This is a genomic window from Actinospineispora eucalypti, from assembly GCF_039543365.1.
Classification (GTDB): domain Bacteria; phylum Actinomycetota; class Actinomycetes; order Mycobacteriales; family Pseudonocardiaceae; genus Pseudonocardia; species Pseudonocardia eucalypti.
Genome location: NZ_BAABJP010000018.1, coordinates 57,581 through 69,204, shown reverse-complemented (window position 1 = coordinate 69,204; position 11,624 = coordinate 57,581). Strand labels below are relative to the sequence as shown.

At 71.5% G+C, this 11,624-nt stretch carries 9 protein-coding genes; 3 read left to right on the top strand and 6 right to left on the bottom strand.

Going from position 1 to position 11,624, the window contains the following annotated elements; all coding sequences use genetic code 11:
• Positions 1–58: 58 nt before the first annotated feature.
• The 5 genes from serA to ABEB12_RS19825 all read right to left on the bottom strand — a co-directional run bounded on the left by serA (position 59) and on the right by ABEB12_RS19825 (position 7,232).
• A complete protein-coding gene (gene serA, locus ABEB12_RS19845; RefSeq protein ID WP_185060231.1) occupies positions 59–1,663 on the bottom strand; it encodes a phosphoglycerate dehydrogenase in 1,605 nt (534 codons plus the stop codon).
• A 393-nt stretch (positions 1,664–2,056) separates the two neighbouring features.
• Positions 2,057–3,691 carry a DHA2 family efflux MFS transporter permease subunit gene (locus ABEB12_RS19840; protein WP_185060230.1) on the bottom strand — a complete coding sequence of 545 codons (1,635 nt, stop codon included), beginning with the start codon at positions 3,689–3,691 and terminating at the stop codon, positions 2,057–2,059.
• A 136-nt stretch (positions 3,692–3,827) separates the two neighbouring features.
• Complete coding sequence (gene ilvC, locus ABEB12_RS19835; RefSeq protein WP_185060229.1) at positions 3,828–4,832, bottom strand: ketol-acid reductoisomerase; 1,005 nt, start codon at positions 4,830–4,832, stop codon at positions 3,828–3,830.
• Positions 4,833–4,860: 28 nt separating this feature from the next.
• On the bottom strand, positions 4,861–5,367 hold the full coding sequence (gene ilvN / locus ABEB12_RS19830) for an acetolactate synthase small subunit (RefSeq protein ID WP_185060228.1): 507 nt from the start codon (positions 5,365–5,367) through the stop codon (positions 4,861–4,863).
• Positions 5,364–7,232, bottom strand: coding sequence for an acetolactate synthase large subunit (locus ABEB12_RS19825; RefSeq protein ID WP_185060227.1), 1,869 nt, complete (start codon positions 7,230–7,232; stop codon positions 5,364–5,366). The genes ilvN and ABEB12_RS19825 overlap by 4 nt, the downstream gene beginning before the upstream one ends.
• A gap of 299 nt (positions 7,233–7,531) precedes the next feature.
• On the opposite strand from ABEB12_RS19825, the gene ABEB12_RS19820 reads away from it, so the two are divergent.
• Together ABEB12_RS19820 and ilvD are read left to right on the top strand one after the other, a co-directional pair.
• On the top strand, positions 7,532–7,912 hold the full coding sequence (locus ABEB12_RS19820) for a PH domain-containing protein (protein ID WP_185060226.1): 381 nt from the start codon (positions 7,532–7,534) through the stop codon (positions 7,910–7,912).
• A 7-nt stretch (positions 7,913–7,919) separates the two neighbouring features.
• Entirely contained in the window at positions 7,920–9,761 is a 1,842-nt protein-coding gene (gene ilvD / locus ABEB12_RS19815) for a dihydroxy-acid dehydratase (protein ID WP_185060225.1), read from the top strand.
• Here ilvD and ABEB12_RS19810 read toward each other — a convergent pair.
• Entirely contained in the window at positions 9,754–10,365 is a 612-nt protein-coding gene (locus ABEB12_RS19810) for a DoxX family protein (protein ID WP_345702961.1), read from the bottom strand. The genes ilvD and ABEB12_RS19810 overlap by 8 nt on opposite strands.
• Positions 10,366–10,462: 97 nt before the next feature.
• On the opposite strand from ABEB12_RS19810, the gene ABEB12_RS19805 reads away from it, so the two are divergent.
• A complete protein-coding gene (locus ABEB12_RS19805; protein WP_345702960.1) occupies positions 10,463–11,623 on the top strand; it encodes a PQQ-dependent sugar dehydrogenase in 1,161 nt (386 codons plus the stop codon).
• Position 11,624: the final 1 nt, after the last annotated feature.

Here is an 11,624-nt window from a genome sequence, read left to right as displayed (position 1 = left end):
CCATTAGGGGGACCACCGGCCGTGGCGGTCCCCCGTTCACCCACCCGTTCAGACGCGCCTAGTCGAAGCTGACTTGGCTGATCGTGCGGGCGCCGATCGCGGCGCCGACCGGGGCGAGGACCGTGTTGTCCACGGGGCGGTCCACCCGCAGCAACATGATCGCGTCGGCGCCGTCGGTGGTCTGGCTGATCTGCGCGGCCTCGATGTTCACCGCCGCCTCGCCGAGCAGCGTGCCGACCCGGCCCATCACGCCCGGCCGGTCGTTGTACTCCAGCAGCACCACGTCGCCCTCGGCGCGCAGGTCGAAGTGCCGGCCGTTCACCTCGACCAGCTTCTCCACCGCCGCGCGGCCGGTGAGCGTGCCGGAGACGGTGATCCCCTCGCCGTCCGGCATGGCCGCGCGCAGCCGCACCACGCTGCGATAGTTGTCGCTCTCCGGCGCGGTGGTGACCTCCACGGTGACCCCGCGCTCCTCGGCCAGCGAGGCCACGTTCACGAAGGTCACCTGGTCCTCGACCACGTCGTTGAACAGCCCGCGCAGCGCCGCCAGCGGCAGCACCGAGACGTCCTCGCCGGACAGCTCGCCGTACACCTCGACGGTGATCGAGGTGGGCACCCGGCCGGCCAGGGCGTAGAGCAGCGTGCCCAGCTTCCGCGCCAGCGGCAGGTAGGGCCGCACCTCCTCGCCGACCACGCCGCCGGTCTGCACGTTCACCGCGTCCGGCACGAACTCGCCGGCCAGCGCCAGCAGCACCGAGCGGGCCACGTCGGTGCCCGCGCGGTCCTGCGCCTCCAGGGTGGACGCGCCCAGGTGCGGGGTGACGACCACGTTGGGCAGCTCGAACAGCGGGCTGGCGGTGGTCGGCTCCTTCAGGTAGACGTCCACGCCGGCCGCGCCGACCTGGCCGGAGCGGGCCGCCTCGGCCAGCGCGTCCTCGTCCACCAGGCCGCCCCGCGCGGCGTTCACGATGACCACGCCCCGCTTGGTCCGGGCCAGCTGGTCCTTGCCGATCAGGCCCAGGGTCTCCGGGGTCTTGGGCAGGTGGATGGAGATCACGTCGGCCTGCTCGAGCAGCTCGTCCAGGGAGAGCAGTTCGATGCCCAGCTGGGCGGCGCGGGCCGGGGCCACGTAGGGGTCGTAGGCGACCAGCTTGGTGCCGAAGGCGGCCAGCCGCTGGGCCACCAGCTGGCCGATCTTGCCCAGGCCGACCACGCCGACGGTCTTGCCGTTCAGCTCGACGCCGGTGTAGGCGCTGCGCTTCCACTCGCCGCCGCGCAGGCTGGCGTCGGCGGCCGGCACGTTGCGCAGCGCGGACAGCAGCAGCGCGATCGCGTGCTCGGCGGCCGAGACGATGTTCGAGGTGGGCGCGTTGACCACCATCACGCCGCGCGCGGTGGCCGGCGCGACGTCCACGTTGTCCAGCCCGACCCCGGCCCGTGCCACCACCTTGAGCCGGTGCGCGGCGTTGAACACCTCGGCGTCCACCTTCGTCGCCGACCGGACCAGCAGCGCGTCCGCCTCCGCTACGGCGGCCAGCAGGGCCGGGCGGTCGGTCCCGTCCACCTGCCGGATCTCACAAGACTGGCTGAGCATCTCCACCACGGAGGGGGCCAGCTTCTCGGCGAGCAGGACGACGGGGCGACGGGTGGCGGCGGTGCTCACGGTGCTCCAATTATCGAGGTGCCAGGATCGCGCTCATCGTAGTAGCGGCCCCCACCGGCACCACTGTCACCGTGACCAGCGCGATAACGAAGCCGACCTGCCTCTCAACCCGGTCACCGAGTTCCGCGGACCGTTGTCGCCGAGCGCACGCTCAGCCCAGGTGAGCATGACCTGAGAGGTAGGCCGGATCAGGGGCGCCGAGTGGCAGCCCAGTCGCCCCGAATCATGATCAAAAGGCGACTGTGCTACCCCTCGGCGAGACCGCCCCGCCCCGTGCCGGCCGGCGAGCCCCGAACCCAGCGCGAGGGGCCGCACTAAAGCAGCGGAAGACCGGGCAAGCCAGGCCGTCCAAGCGCTCTTTGAACCGGCGCCGCGCCGCGACGGCGGCCGAACCTATCCGCCGGGGAAGCCCACCCCGGCCGGCTCGCGCCGTCCGGGTGCCTCGCCCGCTTCGCGCTCGACCGGCGTACCGACGTCTCGCCGGACGGCGGCATCCCCCGCGTCCCGAGGCGGGGCGGCCGGTTCGGGGGCCGGACGCTCGGTTCGGCGGAAGCCCAGGGCGAGCAGCGCACAGAGCGCGGTGATCACCGCACTGACGAAGAAGACCTTGCCGTAGGCGGTGGCGGTCACGTCGGCCTGGGTGCGCAGCAGCAGCGGGTAGAGGCCCAGCGGCCCCTCGGCCAGGCTATGCGCCAGCTCGGGGCGCCCGGCGGTGTCGCCGGTCTCCAGCAGTGCCCCCCGGTCGGCCATGGACTGGGCCTGCTGGCTGGTGGCGAGCGAGGTCATCACGGCGAGGCCGAGCGCGGCGGAGACCCGCTGCGCCACGTTGCTCAGCGCGCTGCCCTCGTTGATCTCCGAGCGGCGCAGCGCGTCCAGCCCGGCGGTCATGATCGCCATCATGCACAGGCCGTTGCCGATGGCCCGGATACACGTCCAGAGCACCACGTCGGACAGCGGCACGTCCGGGTTCATCCCGGTGAGCAGGTACGTGCCCCAGGCGGCGATGAGCAGGCCGATCACCGCCGGCCAGCGGGCGCCGAACCGGTCGTACAGCTCGCCGGCCACCGGCATCAGGCAACCCATCACGATCGCCTCGGGCATCATCATCAGGCCGGTGCGCAGCGGCGTGATGCCCATCGACTCCTGCACGTACAGCGGCACGTAGAACAGCACGCTGTACAGGCCGACCGAGAGTGCCCCGGTGAGCAGCACCGAGTTGGTGAACGCCCATCGGCGGAAGATGCGCACGTCGATCAGCGGGTGCGTGACCTCCAGCTCGATCACCACGAACAGCGCGAGGGTCAGTGCGCCGAACACCAGCAACATCATGATCGGGTAGGAGTCCCAGCCCCAGTCCTCCCCCTTGGAGAAGGCCAGCAGCAGGGCGAACAGCCCCGAGGCCACGGTGGCGAAACCCCACAGGTCGAACCGGGCGGCCTGGCCACCGGGGAACTTGGGCAGGGCCAGCACCGCCAGCACCATGCCCACCAGCCCGATCGGCACGTTGATGAAGAAGATCAGCCGCCAGTCGGTGTGCTCCACCAGGTAGCCGCCCAGGGTGGGGCCCAACGCCGGGGCGAACACCACGCCCAGCCCGTACATCCCCATCGCGCTGCCGATCTGCCCCTGGGGCACCATCCGGTACACCATGGCCAGCGTGACCACCGGCAGCACACCGCCGGGCACGGCCTGCACGATGCGGAAGGCGACCAGGCTCTCCAGGTCCCAGGCCAGCCCGCACAGCGCCGACCCCACCGCGAACCCCAGCATCGACAGGATGTAGGTCCGGGTCAGCCCGATCTTGTCGCCCAGCCAGCCGCTGACCGGCACGATCACGCCGAGGGCCAGCGAGTAGGCGGTGGTGACCCACTGGATCTCGTCGGTGTTGGCACCGAAGTCCTTCTGGATGGACGGCACCGCCACGTTCACGATGGTCATGTCCAGGAGCGACATGAACATGCCGACGATCAGCACCGCCAGCGGCACCACCCAGCCGCCGTTCGCCGTCCTCCCACCCGAGACACTCATGATCCGTACTGTCCCACCCGAACAGCTTTACCGGAGCACACCTGTGTCCCCGGTAACAGGTCGCCGGTCCACGCGTTTCGGCGCTGGCACACGTGCTACAGAGCGTGTGCCAGCGCCGAACGGTTTGTGCCGGTGATTAGTTGGCGGGCGGGGCGACCCAGGACATGAGGCCGCGGAGCTTGGCGCCGACCTGTTCGATGGGGTGCTCGGCGCCCTCCTTCTGGAGGCGGGTGAAGTTGGGGCGGCCGGCCTCGTCCTCGGCCACCCACTCGCGGGCGAAGCGGCCGTCCTGGATCTCGGCCAGGATCTTGCGCATCTCGTCCTTGACCGCCGGCGTGATCACCCGCGGGCCCCGGGTGAGGTCGCCGTACTCGGCGGTGTCCGAGCAGGAGAAGCGCTGCCCGGCGATGCCGCCCTCGTACATCAGGTCCACGATCAGCTTGAGCTCGTGCAGGCACTCGAAGTAGGCGATCTCCGGGGCGTAGCCGGCCTCGGTGAGCACCTCGAAACCGGTCTGCACCAGGGCACTCGCCCCGCCGCAGAGCACCGACTGCTCGCCGAACAGGTCGGTCTCGGTCTCCTCCTTGAAGGTGGTCTCGATGACCCCGGCCCGCGAGCCGCCGATGCCCTTGGCGTAGGACAGCGCGAGCGCCTTGGCCCCGCCGGTCGAGTCCTGCTCGACCGCGATCAGGCAGGGCACGCCCTTGCCGTCCACGAACTGCCGGCGCACCAGGTGGCCCGGCCCCTTGGGCGCGACCATGGCCACGTCCACGTCGGCCGGGGGCTTGATCAGGTCGTAGCGGATGTTGAAGCCGTGCCCGAAGAAGATCGCGTCGCCGCTCTTCAGGTTGGGCGCGATGTCATCGGCGTAGATGAACCGCTGCTTGGTGTCCGGCGCCAGGATCATGATCACGTCCGCCTCGGCCGACGCCTCGGCCGGGGTTAGCACGCGCAGGCCCTCGTCGGCGGCCTTCTGCCGGGACTTCGAGCCCTCGGGCAGGCCGATCCGGACGTCCACGCCGGAGTCGCGGAGGCTCAGCGCGTGGGCGTGGCCCTGGCTGCCGTAGCCGATCACGGCCACCTTGCGGCCCTGGATGATCGACAGGTCGGCGTCGTCGTCGTAGTAAATGTTGGCAGGCATTGCCGTTGGGTGTTCCTCTCGAATTGTTCTAACGGACCGCGGCGGCGGTGATGGACCGGGGGCCCCGGCCGACCGCCACCATGCCGGACTTCACCATCTCCCGGATGCCGTAAGGCTCCAGCATGCGCAGCAACGCGGACAGCTTGTCCGTGGTGCCGGTGGCCTCGACGGTCAACGCCTCCGGGGCCACGTCGACCACCTTGGCCCGGAACAGCTGCACGGTCTCCAGCACCTGGCTGCGCACCGTGGCGTCGGCCCGGACCTTGACCAGCAGGAGCTCCCGCTGCACCGACACGGCCGGCTCCAGCTCCACGATCTTGATCACGTTGATCAGCTTGTTGAGCTGCTTGGTGACCTGCTCGAGGGGCAGCTCGTCCACCGCGACCACGATGGTCATGCGGGAGACGTCGGGCAGCTCGGTCGGGCCGACGGCCAGCGACTCGATGTTGAACCCGCGCCGGCTGAACAGCCCGGCCACCCGGGCCAGCACGCCGGGCTTGTCCTCCACCAGGACGGAAAGGGTGTGCCGGTTCATGCCTGCGACCCCTTCGCGTCGATGGAGGCGTCGTCGTCGTCGAACAGCGGGCGGATGCCGCGCGCGGTCTTGACCTCGTCGTTGCTGGTCCCGGCGGCGACCATGGGCCACACCTGGGCGTCCGCGCCGACCACGAAGTCGATCACCACCGGCCGGTCGTTGATCTCCATCGCCTGGTTGATCACCTCGTCCACCTTGTCCCTGCTGTCGCAGCGCAGGCCCACGCAGCCCATCGCCTCGGCGAGCAGCTTGAAGTCGGGGATGCGGTGCTTGTGCGTGCCCAGGTCGGTGTTCGAGTAGCGCTCGCCGTAGAACAGGTTCTGCCACTGCCGGACCATGCCCAGGTTGCCGTTGTTGATCACGGCGACCTTGATCGGGATGCTCTCGATGGCGCAGGTGGCCAGCTCCTGGTTGGTCATCTGGAAGCAGCCGTCACCGTCGATGCACCACACCGTGGTGTCCGGCAGGCCCAGCTTGGCCCCCATCGCGGCGGGCACCGCGAAGCCCATGGTGCCCAGCCCGCCGGAGTTGATCCAGGACCTCGGCTTCTCGTAGCGGACGAACTGCGCGGCCCACATCTGGTGCTGGCCGACGCCGGCCGCGTACACCGCGTCCGGCCCGGCGATCCGGCCGATCCGCTCGATCACGTACTCCGGGGAGAGCGTGCCGTCGGCCGGCCAGTCGTAGCCCAGCGGGAAGGTCTCCCGCCAGCCGTTCAGCTGCTCCCACCACGCCGACAGGTCCGGCTTGCCGCCGGACTCCTGCTGCTCCCGGCGCACCGCGTCGATCAGCTCGGTGATGACCTCCTTGCAGTCACCCACGATCGGCACGTCGGCCCGCCGGTTCTTGGAGATCTCCGCCGGGTCGATGTCCGCGTGCACCACGGCGGCCTCCGGCGCGAAGCTGGACAGCTGCCCGGTGACCCGGTCGTCGAACCGCGCGCCCAGGGCGACCAGCAGGTCCGAGCGCTGCATCGCGGCCACGGCGGACACCGTGCCGTGCATACCCGGCATGCCGACGTGCTGCGGGTGGCTGTCCGGGAACGCGCCCCGGGCCATCAGGGTGGTGACCACCGGCGCACCGGTCAGCTCGGCCAGCTCGGCCAGCTCCTTGTCGGCGGCGGCCTTGATCACGCCGCCGCCCACGTAGAGCACCGGGCGCCGGGAGGTGGCGATCAGCCGCGCCGCCTCGCGGATCTGCTTGCCGTGCGGGCGGGTGGTCGGCCGGTACCCGGGCAGCTTCAGCTCCGGCGGCCAGGAGAACGTGGTCTGCTCCTGCAGCACGTCCTTGGGGATGTCCACCAGCACCGGGCCGGGGCGGCCGGTGGAAGCCAGGTGGTACGCCTCGGCGATCGCGCGCGGGATCTCCACCGGGTCGGTGACCAGCATGTTGTGCTTGGTGATCGGCAGGGTGATGCCGGTGATGTCCGCCTCCTGGAAGGCGTCCGTGCCGATCAGCGCCCGGCTCTGCTGACCGGTGATGGCCACCACCGGGATGGAGTCCATGTAGGCGTCCGCGATGGGCGTGACCAGGTTGGTCGCGCCGGGGCCGCTGGTCGCCATGCACACGCCGACCTTGCCGGTGGCCTGCGCGTACCCGGTGGCCGCGTGCCCGGCGCCCTGCTCGTGGCGGACCAGGACGTGGCGCACGGCGGTGGAGTCCAGCAGCGGGTCGTAGGCGGGGAGGATGGTGCCGCCCGGAATGCCGAACACCGCCTCGCAACCGACCGCTTCGAGGGAGAGTACGAGCGACTGCGCGCCGGTAACCGTCACCGGCGGGGTGATCTGCTGGGTCGCTCGGACCGGTGGCGGGGTGGGTTTCGGCGGGCCGGGAACCGGTGCCGGCCGGGGCGTCGCGGTGGTCATTTTGGACTCAAGCCTCGCGTGTCGTGTGTTCGGTTTGTGCTCCGGGCATTAAAAAACCCTCGCCGCCGTGCGTGTGGCGGAGCGAGGGTCGCGCGTCGACTTCGAAAGCACTCAGGCGTCGACGCGCCCTGCAAGTACTACGAGGTCGATGATGATGCGCACGCGGTTGACCGTAACCGGCGCCCCTGCGTCGGTCAACCAGGTGAGACCCGTGTCCCGGATCCTGGGAGGCCACTCAGCACCCCCGGCACCGCCCCGCTGCCCGCCGGCCGCCCGGAGCCACCTGCGACGATGGTCGAATGGCTGGCCCCGTCGTCTTCCGGATCTCCGCCCTAGGCCACGTCGCGGCTATCACCCTGGTGGTGTGTGTCACCCCGGTCGCCGCGACCGTGCCGTACGGCGCGCTGCTCTACCTGCTGCCGCTGGGCTGGATGGCGGGGATCGTCCGGCTGCGCACCACGGTGGACGGCGAGTCGGTGACGGCGCGCAACATTGTCCGCGCCAGGCGCGTAGCCTGGACTGACATCACCGCGCTGCGTCTGCGGACACGATCCAGGGTGAGCGCGGTGCTGATCGACGGGTCGGAGCTACCACTGCCGGCCGTGCGCGTCAGGGATCTGCCGCTGCTGGCCGAGGTGAGCGACGGCCGGCTGCCCGACCTGGCTTCTCCCAAGGAGTGACCACCACATGCCCGCACTGCGATCCCGAGTCACCACCCACGGGCGCAACGCCGCCGGCGCGCGCGCCCTCTGGCGCGCCACCGGTATGGGCGAGAGCGACTTCGGCAAGCCCATCGTGGCGATCGCCAACTCCTACACCCAGTTCGTGCCGGGTCACGTACACCTCAAGGACCTCGGGGACATCGTCGCGGACGCGGTGCGCGAGGCCGGCGGGGTGCCGCGCGAGTTCCACACCATCGCGGTGGACGACGGCATCGCGATGGGCCACGGCGGCATGCTCTACTCGTTGCCGTCCCGCGAGGTGATCGCCGACGCGGTGGAGTACATGGTCAACGGGCACGCGGCGGACGCCCTGGTGTGCATCTCCAACTGCGACAAGATCACCCCGGGCATGCTGAACGCGGCCATGCGGCTGAACATCCCCACGGTGTTCGTCTCCGGCGGCCCGATGGAGGCCGGCAAGGCGGTCGTGGTGGACGGTGTCGCCCACGCGCCGACCGACCTGATCACCGCGATCTCCGCCTCCGCCTCGTCGTCGGTCGACGACGTCGGGCTCACCGAGGTGGAGCGGTCCGCCTGCCCGACCTGCGGCTCCTGTTCCGGCATGTTCACCGCGAACTCGATGAACTGCCTGACCGAGGCGCTCGGCCTGGCGCTGCCCGGCAACGGGTCCACGCTGGCCACGCACGCGGCCCGGCGGGACCTGTTCACCCGGGCCGGGACCACGGTGGTCGAGCTGGCCCGGCGCTGGTACGCGGAGGACGACGAGTCGGCGCTGCCCCGCTCCATCGCCAACCGCAAGGCCTTCGAGAACGCCATGGCGCTGGACGTGGCCATGGGCGGGTCCACCAACACGGTGCTGCACATCCTGGCCGCCGCCCGGGAGGGCGAGATCGACTTCGGCCTGGCCGACATCGACGCGGTCTCCCGGCGGGTGCCCTGCCTGGCCAAGGTCTCGCCGAACTCCGACTACCACATGGAGGACGTGCACCGGGCCGGCGGCATCCCGGCCATCCTGGGCGAGCTGCGCCGGGCCGGGCTGCTCAACACCGGCGTGCACACCGTGCACTCGCCGTCCATGGAGGCCTGGCTGGACGAGTGGGACATCCGCTCCGGCGCGACGTCCGAGGCGGCGGCGGAGCTGTTCCACGCCGCGCCCGGCGGGGTGCGCACCACCGAGGCGTTCTCCACCGAGAACCGCTGGTCCTCGCTGGACACCGACGCCTCCGGGGGCTGCATCCGGGACTTCGACCACGCCTACACCGCCGACGGCGGGCTGGCCGTGCTGTACGGCAACCTGGCCGAGGACGGCGCGGTGATCAAGACCGCCGGAATCCCGGACGACCTGCGCAGCTTCGAGGGCCCGGCCCGCGTGGTGGAGAGCCAGGAGCAGGCCGTCTCGGTCATCCTGGGCAAGCAGATCCAGCCCGGCGACGTGCTGGTGGTGCGCTACGAGGGCCCGGCCGGCGGGCCCGGCATGCAGGAGATGCTGCACCCGACCGCGTTCCTGAAGGGCGCCGGACTGGGCAAGGCCTGCGCACTGATCACCGACGGGCGGTTCTCCGGCGGTTCCTCGGGCATCTCGGTCGGGCACATCTCCCCGGAGGCGGCGGCCGGCGGGACGATCGGGCTGGTCCAGGACGGTGACCGGATCACCCTGGACGTGCACGCTCGCACCCTCCAACTGCACGTGGCGGACGAGGTGCTGGCCGAACGCCGGGCCAAGATGGAAGCCTCCGAGCGCCCGTGGCAGCCGGTCGACCGCCAGCGCCCGGTCTCCAAGGCCCTGCGCGCCTACGCCGCCCTGGCCACCTCGGCGCACACCGGGGCGGTCCGCGAGGTCAGGTAGCCGGCCCGCGCAACAGGATGTGGACGGCGACCGCCGCCGCGACGCCGATCACCAGGCAGACGAGGCCGGCGCCCAGGGGGCGGCGGATGCCGGGGATGGCGCGGTCCAGGGCGGTCCGGCCGGCGCCGGCGAAGACCAGTGCGGCGGACATGGCGGCCAGGGCCAGTTCGAACTCGTAGCCCTTGCCCTCGGCCAGGAAGAAGCCGCCGGACCACTTCAGCCAGATCACGTTGATCATCACGCCGAGCAGGCCGGCGGCGGCCAGCGGGGTGAACAGGCCGACCACCAGCAGGGCGCCGCCGCCCAGCTCGGTGCCGGCGGTGATCCAGGCGAGGCGGCCGGCCTCGCGGAACCCGGCCTCCTCCAGATACCGGGTGAACCCGGCAATGCCCGGGCCGCCGAAGGAACCGAACATCTTCTGCGCGCCGTGCGCCATGAAGATCACGCCCAGCACCAGCCGGAGCACCAGGAGGCCGAGGTCCGCCCCCGTGTTCCAGCGCAGACCGGACCGCCCCCGGCCGCCCCGCATGTCGATCGCCGTGGTCGGCGCCTCCGCGTCGACCCCGTACTGGTAACCCGAGTCCAAGTATCCGCCGCGCGTCATCGACGCAGCGTAACCACTACTCGGTGGTTCACCCGGTAGGCGGGCCGGATTTCCTGGACTCACCCGAGGTTCACGTACGCCTGCCTAGGCTTGCCGCGTGTCCCGACCGCCGTCCCGCGTATCGGCGCGCCGTCGCTGGTCCTTCCTGGTCGCGGCGGTCGCGCTGGCTCTCGCCGCGCTCTTCGTCGCGGGCTGCGCCACGTTCCCGGACAACGGTCCGAGGGAGTGGCGGGAGAAGCCGGACGACGGCGGCCCGCTCGCCGCACCGCCCCGCATCCCCGACCAGGAGCCCGAGTCGGAGCGCCCGCCGCCCCCGGGGCAGCAGGGCGGCACCCCGATGCCGGACGGCTGCACCGACCCGGACCCCCAGGTGGTCGCCACCTGCCTGAGCCCGCTCTCCTCGGTGATCGTGCAGCCGGACGCGGAGTCCGCGCTGGTCGCCGAGCGCCCCACCGGGCGCATCCTGCGGGTGCACAAGGACAAGGACCCGCAACTGGTCGCCACCATTCCGGTGGACCCTTCCGGGGGCGGGCTGATCGGTCTGGTGCTCTCCCCCAGCTATGCGGAGGACCAGCTGCTCTACGCCCTGGTGGCCAGTCCGAGTGATCGGCGGGTGGTCCGGCTGGTGCCGGGCGACCCGCCGACCCCCATCCTCACCGGCCTCCCCCGGAGCGGCGACGACTCCGGCGCGATCGCCACGGGCAAGGAGGGCGAGCTGCTGGTGGCCACCGGGGGCGACGGCTCCCTGGGCGGCAAGCTGCTGCGCATCGACACCTTCGGCCACCCGTTCAAGGGCAACCCCGCACCGGGATCACCGGTGTACAGCAGCGGGCTGCACAGCCCCGGCGGGATGTGCGTGGCGCCGGACACCGGCGCCATCTGGGTCACCGACCGCACCCCCGGCCGGGACGCGCTGCACATGATCAGGCCCGGTCCGCTGCCCGAACCGGCATGGACCTGGCCGGACCGCCCCGGTGTCGCCGGCTGCGTGGCCCCGCCCGGCGCGCTGGTGATCGCCGAGCGGAGCGCGTCCGCGCTGTTCCTGCTGCACTCGAACGCGCCGGGCACGTTCACCGGCACCCCGCAGACCGTGCTGGCCGGGGTCTACGGCCGGATCGGCCCGCTCGCGCTCGCGCCGGACGGGCTGATCTGGCTGGGCACCACCAACAAGGGTGCCGGCGGGCCGGTGGTCAGCAGCGACGACCGCGCCGTGCGCATCCACCCGCCCGCCGGCAGCGGCGGTTCCGGACCGGAGTAGT